General features: G+C 71.0%; 15 protein-coding genes. 7 read left to right on the forward strand and 8 right to left on the reverse strand.

Going from position 1 to position 15,283, the window contains the following annotated elements; translation table 11 throughout:
• Positions 1-113: 113 nt before the first annotated feature.
• Genes ACWFRU_RS38155 through pdhA form a run of 3 tightly spaced genes read right to left on the reverse strand, consistent with a single transcriptional unit; the run spans position 114 to position 3,747 of the window.
• Positions 114-1,562, reverse strand: coding sequence for a dihydrolipoamide acetyltransferase family protein (locus tag ACWFRU_RS38155; protein WP_453692744.1), 1,449 nt, complete (start codon positions 1,560-1,562; stop codon positions 114-116).
• On the reverse strand, positions 1,562-2,590 hold the full coding sequence (locus ACWFRU_RS38160) for an alpha-ketoacid dehydrogenase subunit beta (RefSeq protein WP_453692746.1): 1,029 nt from the start codon (positions 2,588-2,590) through the stop codon (positions 1,562-1,564). The genes ACWFRU_RS38155 and ACWFRU_RS38160 overlap by 1 nt, the downstream gene beginning before the upstream one ends.
• On the reverse strand, positions 2,587-3,747 hold the full coding sequence (pdhA, locus tag ACWFRU_RS38165) for a pyruvate dehydrogenase (acetyl-transferring) E1 component subunit alpha (RefSeq protein WP_453692748.1): 1,161 nt from the start codon (positions 3,745-3,747) through the stop codon (positions 2,587-2,589). The genes ACWFRU_RS38160 and pdhA overlap by 4 nt, the downstream gene beginning before the upstream one ends.
• 189 nt (positions 3,748-3,936) lie before the next feature.
• Here pdhA and ACWFRU_RS38170 point away from each other — a divergent pair, with 189 nt between their 5' ends.
• Entirely contained in the window at positions 3,937-4,503 is a 567-nt protein-coding gene (locus ACWFRU_RS38170) for an Lrp/AsnC family transcriptional regulator (protein ID WP_453692750.1), read from the forward strand.
• Between the two features lie 39 nt (positions 4,504-4,542).
• On the opposite strand, the gene ACWFRU_RS38175 is transcribed toward ACWFRU_RS38170, so the two are convergent.
• Together ACWFRU_RS38175 and ACWFRU_RS38180 are read right to left on the reverse strand one after the other, a co-directional pair.
• Positions 4,543-5,136, reverse strand: coding sequence for a TetR/AcrR family transcriptional regulator (locus ACWFRU_RS38175; protein WP_453692752.1), 594 nt, complete (start codon positions 5,134-5,136; stop codon positions 4,543-4,545).
• Entirely contained in the window at positions 5,133-6,650 is a 1,518-nt protein-coding gene (locus ACWFRU_RS38180) for a 3-hydroxyacyl-CoA dehydrogenase (RefSeq protein WP_453692754.1), read from the reverse strand. Before ACWFRU_RS38180 ends, ACWFRU_RS38175 begins: the two co-directional genes overlap by 4 nt.
• Before the next feature lie 194 nt (positions 6,651-6,844).
• On the opposite strand from ACWFRU_RS38180, the gene paaN reads away from it, so the two are divergent.
• Positions 6,845-8,536, forward strand: a complete 1,692-nt coding sequence (paaN, locus tag ACWFRU_RS38185; protein WP_453692756.1) for a phenylacetic acid degradation protein PaaN — start codon at positions 6,845-6,847, stop codon at positions 8,534-8,536.
• A gap of 15 nt (positions 8,537-8,551) precedes the next feature.
• Here the strand turns inward: paaN and ACWFRU_RS38190 are convergent, their stop codons facing one another.
• Genes ACWFRU_RS38190 through ACWFRU_RS38200 form a run of 3 tightly spaced genes read right to left on the reverse strand, consistent with a single transcriptional unit; the run spans position 8,552 to position 11,446 of the window.
• A complete protein-coding gene (locus ACWFRU_RS38190) occupies positions 8,552-9,331 on the reverse strand; it encodes a TrmH family RNA methyltransferase (protein ID WP_453692758.1) in 780 nt (259 codons plus the stop codon).
• A gap of 16 nt (positions 9,332-9,347) precedes the next feature.
• Entirely contained in the window at positions 9,348-10,604 is a 1,257-nt protein-coding gene (locus tag ACWFRU_RS38195) for an HTTM domain-containing protein (protein WP_453692760.1), read from the reverse strand.
• A complete protein-coding gene (locus ACWFRU_RS38200) occupies positions 10,601-11,446 on the reverse strand; it encodes a DUF5819 family protein (RefSeq protein ID WP_453692762.1) in 846 nt (281 codons plus the stop codon). The genes ACWFRU_RS38195 and ACWFRU_RS38200 overlap by 4 nt, the downstream gene beginning before the upstream one ends.
• Before the next feature lie 221 nt (positions 11,447-11,667).
• On the opposite strand from ACWFRU_RS38200, the gene paaA reads away from it, so the two are divergent.
• From paaA to paaE, 5 genes are read left to right on the forward strand one after another with little or no spacing between them, the layout of a single operon-like run.
• Positions 11,668-12,666, forward strand: a complete 999-nt coding sequence (gene paaA, locus ACWFRU_RS38205; RefSeq protein ID WP_453692764.1) for a 1,2-phenylacetyl-CoA epoxidase subunit PaaA — start codon at positions 11,668-11,670, stop codon at positions 12,664-12,666.
• Entirely contained in the window at positions 12,663-12,953 is a 291-nt protein-coding gene (gene paaB / locus ACWFRU_RS38210) for a 1,2-phenylacetyl-CoA epoxidase subunit PaaB (RefSeq protein WP_160506146.1), read from the forward strand. Before paaA ends, paaB begins: the two co-directional genes overlap by 4 nt.
• Positions 12,950-13,702 (forward strand): 1,2-phenylacetyl-CoA epoxidase subunit PaaC, encoded by a 753-nt coding sequence (paaC, locus tag ACWFRU_RS38215; protein WP_453692766.1) that lies wholly within the window; start codon positions 12,950-12,952, stop codon positions 13,700-13,702. The genes paaB and paaC overlap by 4 nt, the downstream gene beginning before the upstream one ends.
• Positions 13,696-14,187 carry a 1,2-phenylacetyl-CoA epoxidase subunit PaaD gene (gene paaD / locus ACWFRU_RS38220; protein ID WP_453451364.1) on the forward strand — a complete coding sequence of 164 codons (492 nt, stop codon included), beginning with the start codon at positions 13,696-13,698 and terminating at the stop codon, positions 14,185-14,187. Before paaC ends, paaD begins: the two co-directional genes overlap by 7 nt.
• Positions 14,187-15,263, forward strand: coding sequence for a 1,2-phenylacetyl-CoA epoxidase subunit PaaE (gene paaE / locus ACWFRU_RS38225; protein ID WP_453692769.1), 1,077 nt, complete (start codon positions 14,187-14,189; stop codon positions 15,261-15,263). The genes paaD and paaE overlap by 1 nt, the downstream gene beginning before the upstream one ends.
• Positions 15,264-15,283 lie beyond the last annotated feature (20 nt).

The raw sequence follows: 15,283 nt of genomic DNA on the forward strand, positions 1-15,283 counted from the left end.
CCGAGTATGGGCGCACGAAGGATCAATGCCACCCCTCATACGGGGTCTGACATCACCTCTGTACGCAGACTCACATCACGGCGCCGCCGCCCGCACCGCCGTCCCGCCCCTCTTCACACCGACCGCAGCAGCATCGCGGGCTGCTCCACGCAGTCCGCCACGAACCTCAGGAAGCCGCCCGCAGTGCCGCCGTCGCAAACGCGGTGGTCGAAGGTGAGCGAGAGCTGCACGACGTGCCGCACCGCCAACTCCCCTTGGTGCACCCACGGCTTGGGCACGATCCGGCCCACGCCGAGCATGGCCGCCTCGGGGTGATTGATGATCGGCGTGGAGCCGTCGACCCCGAACACCCCGTAGTTGTTCAACGTGAACGTGCCGCCCGTCAGTTCCCCGGGCGTCAGCTTTCCGTCCCTCGCCGACTCCGTCAGACGGATCAGCTCGGCGTTGACCGATTCGGTGGTCCTCGTGTGCGCGTCGCGCACCACCGGGACGACCAGACCGCGGTCGGTCTGCGCGGCGAAACCGAGGTGGACATCGGAGAGCCGGACGACCTCGCGCGCTTCCATGTCCACGGTGGAGTTGAGCATCGGATACCGGGCCAGCGCGGCCACGCTGATGCGGGCGAACAGCGCGAGCAGCGAGATCTTCTGGCCTGCGCCCTCCTTCGCGGCGCCCGACTTGACGGCTGCGTTCATCGCGGCGCGCGCCGCGAGCAGTTCGGTCGCGTCGGCGTCGACCCAGCAGGTGGCTTCCGGTATCTCGCGCCTGCTGCGGGACATCTTGTCCGCGACGAGGCCGCGGATGCCGGTCAGCGGATAGCGCTCCTGCGCCCCCGCCTGCGCGCCATGCGTCTCCTCGCTCGACGGCCCCACCGGCGTACCCGTGATCGGGGCCGTGTCCGCGGCCGTACGCTCCGCCGCGATGGCGCTCTCCACGTCGGCCCGCATGATCAGCCCGTCCGGGCCGGTGCCCGTCAGCTCCCGCAGCTCCACGCCGTTCTCACGGGCCAGCTTGCGTACGAGCGGTGAGATCACCGGTATCGGACCGTCGGGGCGCGGAAGGGCGCCCGGGACCGTGAACGGCTCCTCCGGCGGGGCGGTCCGCGGCGCAGGCCGCGCGGCAGGCTTCGGCGCGGTCTTCGTGCCGAACCCCACCGATCGCACCCGCCTGCGTCGCGCGGGCGCCGCCGCCGTGCCGTACCCCACCAGGACGTTGCCGGACGACTCCTCGGCGACAGCCGCCTGAAGGGCCCGCTCCGCGGGCTCCTGGGGGGCGGCGGACGTGTCCGAAGCTCCGGCCGCGGCGCCGACGGCGACCGTCAACAAGGGCGCCCCCACCGGCAGTTCCACCCCCTCCTCGCCGAAGCGGGCCGTCACCACGCCCTCGTACGGGCAGGGCACCTCGACCATCGCCTTCGCCGTCTCGACCTCGACGACGGGCTGGTCCACGGCGACGAAGTCGCCGACCTGCACGAGCCAGCGGACGATCTCCGCCTCCGTGAGCCCCTCGCCGAGATCCGGCAGCTTGAACTCAAGGCTGTTCACGTTCAGACCGGGCGCCATCAGCTGTCCGCCTCCCACTGCAACCGCGCGACCGCGTCCAGGATTCGGTCCACGCCCGGCAGGTGATGCCGCTCCAGCATCGGCGGCGGATACGGGATGTCGAATCCGGCGACGCGCAGGACCGGCGCCTCCAGGTGGTGGAAGCACCGCTCGGTGACGCGAGCGGCGATCTCTCCGCCCGGTCCGCCGAATCCGCTCGACTCGTGCACGACGACAGCGCGACCGGTCCGGCGCACGGAGGCGGCCACCGTCTCGTCGTCGAAGGGGACGAGGGAGCGCAGGTCGACCACTTCGAGGTCCCACCCCTCGGCCACCGCAGCCTCGGCCGCTTCAAGGCAGACGGGGACGGAGGGCCCGTACGTGAGGAGCGTGGCGCTGCGCCCGGGGCGTCGCACCACGGCTTTGCCTATGGGTTCAACGGCCTGCGGCGCGTCCGGGTTCCAGTCGGCCTTGGACCAGTAGAGGCGCTTGGGCTCCAGGAAGACGACCGGATCGTCGGAGGCGATGGAGGCCCGCAGCAGGCCGTAGGCGTCGGCGACCGTGGCGGGCGTGACGACATGCAGCCCCGGTGTCGCCATGTAGTACGCCTCGGAGGAGTCGCTGTGGTGCTCGACTCCGCCGATGCCACCGCCGTAGGGCACGCGGACCGTGATGGGCAGCGGCATCGCGCCCCGGGTGCGGTTGCGCATCTTCGCCACATGGGAGAGGAGCTGTTCGAAGGCGGGGTAGGCGAACGCGTCGAACTGCATCTCGACGACGGGCCGCAGCCCGTACATCGCCATGCCGACGGCCGTTCCCAGGATGCCCGCCTCGGCGAGCGGAGTGTCCGTGCAGCGGTCCTCGCCGAACTCCTTGGTGAGTCCGTCGGTGACCCGGAAGACCCCGCCGAGCGCCCCGACGTCCTCCCCGAGGACGTGCACGGCCGGGTCTTCGGCCAGGGAGTCGCGCAGGGCGCGCCCGAGCGCCTGCGCCATGGTGGCCGGTTTGGCTGCCTTCTTGGTGGCCCGTTCGGCCGCGACCGTACTCATCGCGCGTTCTCCTCGCCGTCCGTGCCGTCCGTGCCGTCTTCCGATGCCTCGAGTTCAGCCCGCAACTGGGCTGCCTGTTCGCGCAGTTGCGAGGTCTGCTCGGCGTACACATGGCCGAACAGGTCCATGGGGTCGAGCTCGGGGTCCTGGTTCATGCGTTCTCGCAGATCGGCTGCCATGGCCTCGGCGTCGTCGCGGGCCGCCCGCACCCGGTCCTCGTCGAGGAGGCCCCGCTCGGTCAACTCCCGCTCCAGGAGCAAGATCGGGTCGTGCGCCCGCCAGGCCTCGACCTCGGCGTCCCCGCGGTAGCGCGTGGCGTCGTCGGCGTTCGTGTGGGCGTCCATGCGGTAGGTCACGGCCTCGACGAGCGTGGGCCCGCCGCCTTCCCGCGCGCGGGAGACCGCTTCGCTCAGCACCTCGTGCATCGCCGCCGCGTCGTTGCCGTCCACCAGGCGTCCCGGCATTCCGTACCCGACGGCCTTGTGGGCCAGGGACGGGGCCGCCGTCTGCTTGTCGAGCGGCACGGAGATCGCGAAGCCGTTGTTCTGCACCAGGAAGACGACGGGTGCCTGCCAGACAGCCGCGAAGTTCAGCGCCTCGTGGAAGTCGCCCTCGCTGGTGCCGCCGTCGCCGACCATGGCGAGCGCGACCACGTCGTCGCCCTTGAGGCGTGCGGCGTGCGCGAGCCCCACGGCATGCGGGAGCTGGGTCGCGAGGGGGGTGCACAGGGGCGCTATGCGGTGCTCGCGCGGGTCGTACCCGGTGTGCCAGTCGCCGCGCAGCAGGGTCAGCGCCTGGACGGGGTCGAGGCCGCGGGCGACCGCGGCGAGCGTGTCCCGGTAGCTCGGGAAGAGCCAGTCCCGCTCCTCGAGGACCAGCGCGGCGGCCACCTCGCACGCCTCCTGACCGGTGCTGGAGGGGTAGACGGCGAGTCGGCCCTGCTTCGTCAGGGCGGTCGCCTGCGTGTTGTACCGCCGTCCGCGCACGAGCTGGGCGTACAACCGGGCCAGGAGTTCCTCGTCGGCCTTGCCGGCGGCCTCCGTGCCCAGGACGCGATACGGCTCGGCGTCGGGCAGCAGCGGCGCGGGATCGGTCCTGAGCTGCCATGCGGGTGGCGGGGTGGGCCGGTAGACGCCCCGCTGCTCCATGACCGTCATGTCGGCACCTCCAGGTGGAAGCGGTCTCCTCGTGGGAGCGGCAAAGAGGCGCGGCAATGTGAGGCGCCTCACCTACCGATTGTTCGGTCGTCGGCACATTTTGGCTACAGGCACCTCCAGGCTGTGGACAAACGGTTCTGCACAGCCTGGGATGGATGCAGTACGTCCATGGTAGGGAGGCGGGGGGACATGGCATCTGAACGAATGGCCGACGGACGCGACGGTGATCGTCCGGAAGGCCGGCCCGGGGACCGCCAGGAGGGCCTGCCCCGCCCGAGGGACCCGGCCGGGGACCGCCAGGAACCCCTGCCGCGCCCGCTGGACTCGATCGACCGCGACATCCTGCAGATCCTGCACACGGACGGTCGCGCGTCGATACGGGCCGTGGCCGAGCGCGTCCATGTGTCACGGGCGAACGCGTACGCGCGCATCAACCGGCTCATCGACGACGGGGTCATCCGGGGCTTCGGCGCCCGGATCAACCACGAGCGGGCGGGCCAGGGCGCGTCCGCGTACATCACGCTCAAGATCGTCCAGAACACCTGGCGCACGGTCCGCGAACATCTGCGCACGCTGCCGGGCGCCTCGCACATCGCGCTGGTCAGCGGCGACTTCGACGTGCTGCTCCTGGTGCACACGCCGGACAACCGAGCGCTGCGCGAGCTGGTCCTGACCCGGCTTCAGTCCATCCCCGAGGTGCTCAGCACGCGTACGTTGCTGGTCTTCGAGGAGGACGACCTGGAGCCGGAGAACTGACCGGGCGGGCCTGGCTGACCGAGCCGGAGAGCTGTCCCGTCAGCCGCTGCTGCGGAGCCCCGCGAAGGCGAGCTGGACGACGGCATCGGCGACCTGCTCGCCCGACGAGGCACCACGGGCGTCCGGGCGGTACCACTCCACGATCGAGTTGATCATCCCGAAGAGCAGCCGGGTGGCGAGGCGCAGCTCGACGTCCGAGCGCAGGTCGCCGTCGGCCACGGCCTCCTTGAGCAGGTCGGCGACCTGCTGGTCGAACTCCCTGCGCCGCTCCATGGCCCACCGCTCGGTGTCCGTGTTGCCGCGCACGCGCAGCAGCAGCGTCACGTAGGGCAGTTCCGCGATCAGCACCTCGACGGTGCGCCGCGTGACGTGCTCCAGGCGCTGCACGGCGGTGCCCACGCGCGCGTGGTCCTCGGTGAGGATCCCGAAGAGCCCGTCGAGCGCCCGGCTCACCGCGCGGCGCAGCAGCTCTTCCTTGCCGGAGACGTGGTGGTAGATCGAGGACTTGGAGATACCGGCGGCCTTGGAGAGGTGCTCCATGGACGTGCCGTCGTAACCGCGCTCGTTGAAGACCCGGACCGCCACCGTCAGGAGGGTCTCCGGGGTGTACGTGTCGCGCCTGGTGGTGGTCATGAGCGGTGGTCCTCTCGCGCTGCCGCGCGGCGCAGCGCCTGGGAGGGCGCGTAGCGGCCGGTGGGGTACTCCAGGTGCAGTCTCTCCAGCGTTTCGCGGACCCAGCCCGCGCCGAGTTCCTCGCCCCACGCGAGCGGTCCGCGCGGGTAGTTGACGCCGAGGCGCATCGCCGTGTCGACGTCCTCCTTGTCGGCGACACCGCGTGCGACGGCGTCCTGGGCGAAGTCGACGAGCATGGCGACGGTACGGGCCACGATCAGCCCCGGGACGTCGGCGACGACACTGACCTGCTTGCCCAGCGCCTGGAAGAGACCCACGGCCTCACGGAGCTGGTCGTCGCTCACCTTCGCGGCGGGCGCCAGGGCCATCCTGGTCGCCGCCCTGTAGTCCAGCGCTAGATCGAAGTGGATGACCGGTGCGTCGGCGTCGTCCGCGGCACAGCCGTCGGCGAGGAAGAGCTTCCCTCCGGCGGGCAGTTCGATCCAGCCGGGGTGCTCGGGGTCGATGGGCTCCTCGTACGCGACGTCGATCCCCGCGCCGACGATCAGCTCGATGAGGGCGTGCGCCTGGAAGAGCCTCCCGTGCACCGCGACGGACGCCGGGGCCGGTGCGGGGGCCGCGGTGTGCGGCTCCGCGCGCGGGGCGTCGTCCCCGTAGGCGTACCAGCCCTGTCCCGACTTGCGGCCCAGGCGGCGTGATTCGACGAGGCGGCGCTGGGCGAGTGACGGCGTGAACTTGGGGTCCTGGAAGAAGGACTCCCACACGGAGCGGGTGACGGCCTCGTTCACGTCCTGGCCGATGAGGTCGGTCAGCTCGAAGGGGCCCATCTTGAAGCCGCCGCATTCGCGCAGGACGGCGTCAATGGTGGCCGGGTCGGCGGCCCGCTCCTCGTGCAGGCGCAGCGCCTCGGCGTAGAAGGGGCGGGCGACGCGGTTGACGATGAAGCCGGGGGTGTCCGCGCTGCGCACCGGTGTCTTGCCCCAGGCGCGCGCCGTCTCGTACGCGCGCGTGGCGGCCGTTTCGTCGGTCGCGGAGCCGCTGACGACCTCGACGAGGGGGAGCAGCGGTGCGGGGTTGAAGAAGTGCAGGCCGACGAAGCGGCCTGGCTTCTTGAGCGTGCCCGCGATGGCGGTGACGGAGAGGGAGGAGGTGTTCGTGGCGAGGAGGCAGTTCTCGTCGACGATCTCTTCCAGCTCTTCGAAGAGGCGCTGTTTGACCGGAAGTTGCTCCAGGACCGCCTCGATGACGAGTCCGCACCCGGTGAGCTCGGCGAGACCGGCGACCGGTGCGAGCCGGTCCCCCGCGGCGGACCGGTCCTCCGCCGTGAGCCTGCCCTTGGCGACGAGGCGGTCGAGGCGTGCGGCGATGGCGGCGGCCGCGGTCTTCGCCTGCCCCTCCATGGCGTCGTACAGCCGCACGGGGTGGCCCGCCAGCAGGGCGACCTGGGCGATGCCCTGGCCCATGGTTCCGGTGCCGACGACGGCAACGGGGCTGCTGAGCTCGAGTGCTGTCATGCTCGCGATCCTCCCGCACGAGGTGTCCGCCGGAGGGTGCGGGGGTGCCCGGCGAGAAGTTGTCCACAGGTTGGCCGGACCCCCTTGTCCCGACCGATCGTTCGGTTACTCTAGCTCTGTCCGTGCGTTCCCGCACTGCCCTGCCCAGCTCGCCGGCTCGACGAAGAGCCGGCTCGACGAGGAGTTGGTCCGATATGGCCGCCGAACTCACTGCGCACCAGCTGATCGCCACGCACCGGCCCACACTCGACCAGGCGCTGGAGACGATCCGCACGCGCGCGTACTGGTCGCCGCACCCCGAACACCCCAAGGCCTACGGGGAGAACGGCAGCCTGAGCCTGCCCGACGGCAAGGCCGCCTTCGACGCCCTCCTGGGCAGCCGCTTCGAGCTCGACCAACCGGGCACGGACGACTGGACAGGCGCGGAGGTCTCTCCGTACGGGCCCGAGCTGGGCATCACGTACCCCCACCCGGACATCGACACGCTGCTGCCCGCCATGCGCACCGGGATGCGCGCGTGGCGCGAGGCGGGCGCGGAAGTGCGCGCGATGGTCTGTCTGGAGATCCTGTCGCGCATCAGCGCCCGCACGCACGAGATGGCGCACGCGGTCATGCACACCAGCGGCCAGGCCTTCATGATGGCCTTCCAGGCGGGCGGCCCGCACGCCCAGGACCGAGGCCTCGAAGCGGTGGCGTACGCGTACGTCGAGCAGGCCCGCACCCCCGACAACGCGGAGTGGTCCAAGCCCCAGGGCAAGCGGGACCCGATCGGCCTGGACAAGCGCTTCACGCCCGTGGCCCGCGGCATCGCGCTCCTGATCGGCTGCAACACCTTCCCGACGTGGAACGGCTATCCGGGCCTGTTCGCCTCCCTGGCCACCGGCAACCCCGTCCTGGTCAAGCCCCACCCGCGCGCGGTGCTCCCACTCGCGCTGACGGTGCGCATCGCGCGCGAGACCCTCGCCGACGCGGGCTTCGACCCGAACCTGGTGTGCCTGGCCGCCGAGCGACCGGGCGAGGGCATCGCCAAGACCCTCGCCGTCCGCCCCGAGATCAAGATCATCGACTACACGGGGTCGACCGCCTTCGGCGACTGGCTGGAGGCCAACGCCCGCCAGGCACAGGTCTACACGGAAAAGGCCGGCGTGAACACGGTCGTCGTGGACTCGACGGACAACTACAAGGGGATGCTGTCGAACCTGGCCTTCTCCCTGTCCCTCTACAGCGGCCAGATGTGCACGACCCCGCAGAACCTCCTGATCCCCCGGGACGGCATCACGACGGACGCGGGCGCGAAGTCGTACGACGAGGTGGTGTCCGACCTGGCCGCGTCGGTGAACGGCCTGCTCGGCGACGACGCCCGGGCGAACGGCATCCTCGGCGCCCTGGTGAACCCGGACGTGAAGGCACGCCTGGAGGCGGCGGCCGGCCTCGGCGAAGTGGCCCTCCCCTCACGGGAGATCAGCAACCCCGAGTTCCCTGACGCCGTGGTCCGCACCCCCGTCATCGTCAAGCTGGACGGCGCCAAGCCGGACGCCGAGGCGGTGTATCTCGAGGAGTGCTTCGGCCCCGTCTCCTTCGCCGTCGCGGTCGACTCGGCCGCGGACGCCGTGGACCTGCTGCGCCGCACGGTGCGCGACAAGGGCGCGATGACGGTCGGCGCGTACACGACGTCGGACGAGGTGTCCGGCGCCGTGGAGGAGACCTGCCTGGAGGAGTGCGCCCAGCTCTCCTTGAACCTCACGGGCGGCGTCTATGTGAACCAGACGGCGGCCTTCTCGGACTTCCACGGCTCGGGCGGCAACCCCGCCGCGAACGCAGCCCTGTGCGACGGCGCCTTCGTCGCCAACCGCTTCCGTGTGGTGGAGATCCGCAGGGACGCCTGACGCCCGGCGGCGGGTTCAGGCCTCCGTGCCCGGAGGCCTGCCCGCCGACCAGTGGAAGAGCGTCATGCCGACGCTGGTGGCCAGGTTGTAGCTGGAGACCTGGGGCCGCATCGGCAGGGACACCAAGTGATCGGCGCGCTCCCGCAGCGGCGCCGACAGACCGCTGCGCTCGGACCCGAAGGCCAGCACGGCGTCGTCCGGCAGCTTGAGACCGCGGATGTCCTCGCCCTCCGCGTCGAGCGCGAACACCGGCCCCGGCGGCAGCGCGGCGACGTCCATCCGCTCGACGGCCGTGGCGAAGTGCAGGCCCGCGCCACCGCGTACGACCGTGGGATGCCAGGGGTCGAGCGTGCCGGTGGTGACGACTCCCGTCGCCCCGAAGCCCGCCGCGAGCCGGATCACGGCCCCGGCGTTGCCCAGATTGCGCGGATCGTCGAGGACCACGACCGGCGCGCTCCTCGGCATGCGGGCCAGCGTGTCGAGGTTGGCCGTGCGGGAGGGGCGTGCCGCCAGGGCCGCCACCCCCGTGGGATGCAGACGCGGCACGAGGGCGCGCAGGGTGCTGTCCGGAACCTGCACGAGAAGCGCGTCGAGGGCGTCCTTCACGTCCGGCGCGAGCTCGTCGGCTAGGGCGAGCACGGCGGCCCTGTCGCTGGTCAGCGCCGAGGGGACGTGCGCCGCGAAACGCAGCGCGTGCTTGATGGCGTGGAAGCCGTCGAGGAGCACGGAGGTCTCGGAGATCTCCCGCCAGGCCCGCACAGCACCGTCCGGTCCACTCTGGTGCGTCCCGCTCATCCCCCGTACGTCCCGTTCATGAGGGAAAGCCTACGCGCGCGTGCTCGGGGGATTCCGGGGCCGGTTCCTCGTCCGTGCCGCGCTGCCCCGGCACCGCGCCGGGGCGCGGCAAGCGCGAGAACAGCGCTCCACGCGCGCGTGCCGTCCATCCCCCGACGCGGCGCAGGAACGACGTCGGCAGGAACACCGCGTCGGCCGCGATCATCGCGAGCGAGAAGAACGGCAGGCCGAGGAGGACCGCGATGACCGCGTGCTCGAAGATCATGGCGGCCAGCAGGACGTTCTTGACCCGCCTGTTGAAGAGGGTGAAGGGGAAGGCGACCTGCACGGCGACCGTCCCGTACGTCACCAGCATCACCATCAGGCCGTGCGAGACGAGCAGGTCGGAGAGTGCGGGCCAGGGGGAGAAGTAGTCGAGACGCAACGGGTAGTAAACGGCCGTGCCGTCCTGCCAGCGGCTGCCCTGGATCTTGTACCAGCCGGCCGTCGCGTAGATCAGACACGCCTCGACCATGATCACAAGGAGTGCGGCGTTGTGCGCGAGCCTGACGATGACGTCGAGCAGCTTGCGCGCCTCACCGTCGGGCGCGCGCCGTCCGACCGCCCACCACAGGGCGTGCGCGCACCACAGCCCCCAGAAGACCAGCAGCCAGCCCCCGCTGAGCTCTCCCATGAACGTCACCACGGAGAGACCGAGCCCGAGCATCCACCACAGCACGGGCCCCACCTTGTCGGCGGGCTGCGCCGTTCCCAACAGGTCGACCGGCGCCTTCCCGTCACCGACGGAGGCGGCACGCGCGCGTGCCGCTCGGCGGGCGTCGAGCGACCAGACCTGGCCGCAGCGCGTGAACACCAGATAGGTGGCCATGAGGTGGATGACGTTGTCGCCGCCGTCGCCCATGAAGATGGAGCGGTTCTGCAGCGAGAGCACGCCGATCATGAAGAGCACGGACATCGTGCGCGTGCGCCAGCCGAGCATCAGCAGGGCGCTGCTAAGGACGGCGAGTGCGTAGACGACCTCGAACCAGACGTGCCCGTCGGACCACATCAGGGCCGTGAAGGCGTCGTTCTCCGCGATGAGCTGCTGGGCCATGTCCCAGCTCCACGGGCCGTCGGGGCCGTAGAGCTCCCGGCGGTGGGGGAGTTCACGCAACAGGAAGAGCAGCCAGGTGGCGGCGAACCCGATGCGGATCACGGCGGTCTGATAGGGGCCGAGAGCGGACGCGGTGACGTGCTCGATGCCGCGCCCGAGCAGGGAGCCGAAGCGGTTCATCGGGCTTCCACCTCAGCTTCCCGGGCCTTGCCCAGGGGCATGTCGTCGGGTGTCACGGACCACCACGGCAGCTGGCGGATCACCGGTTTCGTCGAGACCTTCTCGTCGCTCCACTCCGGGGGCGGCACGTTCGTGGTCTTCGAGCGGACCTGGACGCGCTCGATGCCGGCGCCCCGGTCCAGGGGTTCCTCACGCTCGACGCGCATCATCACGATGCGGCGGATGTAGCGCTCCGAGAGCTGACCGCGCAGGCCGCGGGGACGATTCTGCGCGTCGTGCGCGCCCACGTAGAAGTCCCAGGCCCTTCGCAGCTCGTTCTGCTGCGTGTGGCTGGGCAGCAGATTGCCGTCGATGGCGGCTCCGTCGCGCGCCGACAGGTCGTACCAGCCGGTCGTCCGGGTCGAGCCGTCGGCCGTACGGATCTCGGCGCGGGCCTGCACCGCGATGTTCTGCTGCATCGGGTTGGGCGCGAAGAGCTTCCAGTTCTGCTCGAACTCGGGGTAGATCCAGTCGTCGACGGCCTCCCCGTGCTGCTTGGTCATGGTGTTCGCGGGGGCGACATGCAGGAAGAGCATCCCCACGTGGACGCAGGCCGTGACGGCGATGAGCGCGAGGGCGAGCGCGGCCACCGCCTGGTAGCGCGGGGAGAGGGCGGCGATGCCGGTACGCGGCTCGGGCGGGGTGGCTGTCACCAGGGTGTGGGCCGCGGCTCCCGGGGCGGCTTCCGACGACGGGGCGGCGGGGGCGCCCTCGGCGGGCGAGGAAGCGGCGTCGATGGGCGAGGAGGCGGCGTCGATGGGTGGGGGCGGCGACTCGTGCGCGTTGTTGTCGTTCGCGTCCATTTGGCCCCGTTTCCGATCCCGCACGGTGATGCACCCGTCGGCCGCCCGTCACACGGCTCTCGACCGCCCGTCGCAGCGGAACGGTACTCATGCCTGCGCGCCAGGCACAGCGTCCGTGAAGTTATCCACAGGGTTGACACCTTATGGCGCTGAGCCGCACCATTGAATTCCACGAACCGAACGATCGGTCGGTAGCTAGCTAAAGGTCGAGGGGGACCGCGATGGCGACAGCAGCCGAGCATCAGACGGCCCGGTCCGGACCGGACCAGGCAGCGGCCGACGCCGCACGCACGGCGGCACACGAAGCGGCATTCGACGCCGCGGTCGCGGCCGACGAGCGCATCGAGCCCCGGGACTGGATGCCCGACGCCTATCGCGCCTCACTGGTCAGGCAGATCGCCCAGCACGCCCACTCCGAGATCATCGGCATGCAGCCAGAGGCCAACTGGATCACCCGCGCCCCGTCCCTGCGGCGCAAGGCGATCCTCATGGCCAAGGTCCAGGACGAAGCCGGCCACGGCCTGTATCTCTACAGCGCGGCCGAAACCCTGGGCACCAGCCGCGACGAACTGCTCGACAAACTGCACTCGGGCCGCCAGAAGTACTCGTCGATCTTCAACTACCCCACGCTGACCTGGGCCGACGTCGGCGCGATCGGCTGGCTGGTGGACGGCGCCGCGATCACGAACCAAGTCCCGCTCTGCCGCTGTTCGTACGGCCCCTATGCCCGCGCGATGGTCCGCGTCTGCAAGGAGGAGTCGTTCCACCAGCGCCAGGGATACGAATCCCTGCTCGCCCTCAGCCAGGGCACCGAGGCCCAGCACGCCATGGCACAGGACGCGGTGAACCGCTGGTGGTGGCCGTCCCTGATGATGTTCGGCCCGCCCGACGACGAGTCGTCGCACTCGGAACAGTCGATGACCTGGAAGATCAAGCGTCACTCGAACGACGAGCTGCGCCAGCGCTTCGTGGACATCTGCGTCCCCCAGGCCGAGTCCCTCGGGCTCACGCTCCCCGACCCGGACCTCGCGTGGAACGAAGAGCGGGGACATCACGACTTCGGCCCGATCGACTGGACGGAGTTCTGGGCGGTCCTCAAGGGCAACGGCCCGTGCAACGAACAGCGGATCACGCAGCGCAGGAGCGCGCACGAAGAAGGCGCGTGGGTGCGCGAGGCAGCAGCGGCGTTCGCCGCCAAGCACGGGGAGGCGAAGGCATGAGCAGCTCGACCGACTGGCCGCTGTGGGAGGTGTTCGTGCGCTCCCGCCGCGGGCTCTCCCACACCCACGCCGGCAGCCTGCACGCGCCGGACGCGGAAATGGCCCTGCGCAACGCCCGCGACCTCTACACCCGCCGGAGCGAAGGCGTCTCGATCTGGGTCGTGCCGTCCACCCAGATCACCGCCTCATCGCCCGACGAGAAGGACTCCTTCTTCGAACCGGCGGGCGACAAGCCCTACCGCCACCCGACGTTCTACGACATCCCGGACGGGGTGAAGCACCTGTGACCGCACCCCTGGCCCCGACGGCCACCGCCACCGCCCTCGCCCTGGGCGACGACGCCCTGGTGCTCTCGCACCGGCTGGGGGAGTGGGCGGGCCACGCGCCCGTCCTCGAAGAAGAGGTCGCCCTGGCGAACATCGCCCTCGACCTGCTCGGCCAGGCACGCGTCCTGCTCTCCCTGGCCGGGGACGAGGACGAACTGGCCTACCTCCGCGAGGAACGCGCCTTCCGTAACCTCCAGCTGGTCGAGCAGCCGAACGGCGACTTCGCCCACACCATCGCCCGCCAGCTCTACTTCTCCACGTACCAAACGCTGCTGTACGGCGCGTTGGCGAGCGGCGACAGCACGTTCGCCCCGCTGGCGGCGAAGGCGGTCAAGGAAGTCGCCTATCACCAGGACCACGCGGAGCAGTGGACACTGCGGCTCGGCGACGGCACCGCGGAGAGCCACGAGCGCATGCAGCGCGGGCTCGACGCACTCTGGCGTTTCACCGGCGAGATGTTCCAACCGGTCGAAGGCCTCGACGGCACGACGAATGCCTCGGCAGGCGTCGACTGGCCGGCGCTGCGCACGAGCTGGACCGCCTCGGTGACCGCCGTCATCGAGAAGGCCACCCTGACCGTGCCCACCGGCCCGCAGGAAGGGGCCTGGGCGGCCGGCGCGGGCCGCCAGGGCCTGCACACCGAATCCTTCGGACGGATGCTCGCCGAGATGCAGCACCTGCACCGCAGCCACCCGGGGGCGTCATGGTGACCACCGCCCTCGAAGAGGAGCTCCTCGCCCTGGCGGGCTCCGTGCCCGACCCGGAGCTGCCGGTCATCACGCTGGCCGAGCTCGGGGTGCTGCGCGGCGTGCACGTACGCGGCATCGGCAAGGTCGACGTCGAGCTGACCCCCACGTACACCGGCTGCCCGGCCATAGAGACCATGACCGCCGACATCGAGCAGGTCCTGCGCGAGCGCGGCATGGCGGAGATCTCCGTGCGCACCGTGCTCTCCCCCGCCTGGTCGACGGACGACATCAGCGCCGAGGGCCGCCGCAAACTCGCCGAGTTCGGCATCGCACCCCCGCGCCCGCACAGCGCCGGCGGCCCGATACCCCTCACCCTCTCGGTCCGCTGCCCGCACTGCGGCTCGACCGACACCGAACTGCTCAGCCGCTTCTCGTCGACGGCCTGCAAGGCCCTGCGCCGGTGCGTCTCCTGCCGTGAACCCTTCGACCACTTCAAGGAGTTGTGATGGCCCGCTTCCACCAGCTCCGGGTAGCGGCGGTCGAGCGGCTCACCGACGACTCCGTGACCCTGACCTTCGAGGTGCCCCCCGCCCTGCGCGAGGAGTACCGCTTCGTGCCGGGCCAGCATCTCGCCCTGCGCCGCTTCGCCGATGGCACCGAGATCCGGCGCACGTACTCGATCTGCGCACCCGCGCCCCACCCCGAAAGCCCCTCGGAGCCGCGGACCCTGCGGGTCGGGGTGCGCTTCGTCGAAGGCGGCGCCTTCTCGACGTACGCCCTGAAGGAAATCGCCGTCGGCGACCTCCTCGAAGTGATGACCCCGGCCGGGCGCTTCACGCTGGACCCGGCACCCGGCCGCTATGCGGCCGTCGTCGGCGGCAGCGGCATCACCCCGGTGCTCTCCATCGTCACGACCCTCCTCGAACGCGAACCAGACGCCACGTTCTGCCTGATACGCAGTGATCGCACGGCCGCGTCGACGATGTTCCTGGAGGAGGTCGCCGACCTCAAGGACCGCTGGCCTGACCGGTTCCAGCTGGTCACCGTGCTCTCCCGGGAGGAGCAGCAGTCGGGGCTCGACTCCGGGCGGCTCGACGAGGAGCGGCTCGGCAGGCTGCTGCCGGCGCTGCTGCCCGTCCAGGAGATCGCGGGCTGGTTCCTGTGCGGCCCACTCGGCCTCGTGCAGGGCGCGGAGAAGACACTGCGCGGCCTCGGCGTGACGCGTCAGCGCATCCACCAGGAGATCTTCCACGTGGACGGCGGCCTCACGGCCCCCAGCCCCGCCGCCGCGACGGCCGCCCCCGCGCACAGCACCGTGACGGTGACGCTCGACGGGCGATCCGGCACCTGGCCGGTGCGGGACGGGGAATCCCTCCTCGACACCGTGCTGCGCAACCGCGCGGACGCGCCGTACGCCTGCAAGGGCGGGGTGTGCGGGACCTGCCGCGCCTTCCGGGTCTCGGGCGAGGTGCGGATGGACCGCAACTTCGCCCTGGAGCCGGAGGAGACCGACGCGGGATACGTGCTCGCGTGCCAGTCCCACCCGGCCACGGACGCAGTGGAGTTGGACTTCGACCGCTGAGGAATTCCCCCCGTCCCTTC

It is taken from the genome of Streptomyces sp. NPDC055099 (assembly GCF_053607685.1).

What these genes read in the sequence shown, in the direction of transcription:
- paaE (WP_453692769.1), top strand. Translation starts at nt 14,187, where the DNA reads ATGGCCCGCTTCCACCAGCTCCGGGTAGCGGCGGTCGAGCGGCTCACC.
- paaD (WP_453451364.1), top strand. Translation starts at nt 13,696, where the DNA reads ATGGTGACCACCGCCCTCGAAGAGGAGCTCCTCGCCCTGGCGGGCTCC.
- ACWFRU_RS38160 (WP_453692746.1), bottom strand. Translation starts at nt 2,590, where the DNA reads ATGAGTACGGTCGCGGCCGAACGGGCCACCAAGAAGGCAGCCAAACCG.
- paaB (WP_160506146.1), top strand. Translation starts at nt 12,663, where the DNA reads ATGAGCAGCTCGACCGACTGGCCGCTGTGGGAGGTGTTCGTGCGCTCC.
- ACWFRU_RS38155 (WP_453692744.1), bottom strand. Translation starts at nt 1,562, where the DNA reads ATGGCGCCCGGTCTGAACGTGAACAGCCTTGAGTTCAAGCTGCCGGAT.
- ACWFRU_RS38170 (WP_453692750.1), top strand. Translation starts at nt 3,937, where the DNA reads ATGGCATCTGAACGAATGGCCGACGGACGCGACGGTGATCGTCCGGAA.
- ACWFRU_RS38200 (WP_453692762.1), bottom strand. Translation starts at nt 11,446, where the DNA reads ATGGACGCGAACGACAACAACGCGCACGAGTCGCCGCCCCCACCCATC.
- ACWFRU_RS38175 (WP_453692752.1), bottom strand. Translation starts at nt 5,136, where the DNA reads ATGACCACCACCAGGCGCGACACGTACACCCCGGAGACCCTCCTGACG.
- paaN (WP_453692756.1), top strand. Translation starts at nt 6,845, where the DNA reads ATGGCCGCCGAACTCACTGCGCACCAGCTGATCGCCACGCACCGGCCC.
- pdhA (WP_453692748.1), bottom strand. Translation starts at nt 3,747, where the DNA reads ATGACGGTCATGGAGCAGCGGGGCGTCTACCGGCCCACCCCGCCACCC.
- paaA (WP_453692764.1), top strand. Translation starts at nt 11,668, where the DNA reads ATGGCGACAGCAGCCGAGCATCAGACGGCCCGGTCCGGACCGGACCAG.
- ACWFRU_RS38190 (WP_453692758.1), bottom strand. Translation starts at nt 9,331, where the DNA reads ATGAGCGGGACGCACCAGAGTGGACCGGACGGTGCTGTGCGGGCCTGG.
- ACWFRU_RS38180 (WP_453692754.1), bottom strand. Translation starts at nt 6,650, where the DNA reads ATGACAGCACTCGAGCTCAGCAGCCCCGTTGCCGTCGTCGGCACCGGA.
- ACWFRU_RS38195 (WP_453692760.1), bottom strand. Translation starts at nt 10,604, where the DNA reads ATGAACCGCTTCGGCTCCCTGCTCGGGCGCGGCATCGAGCACGTCACC.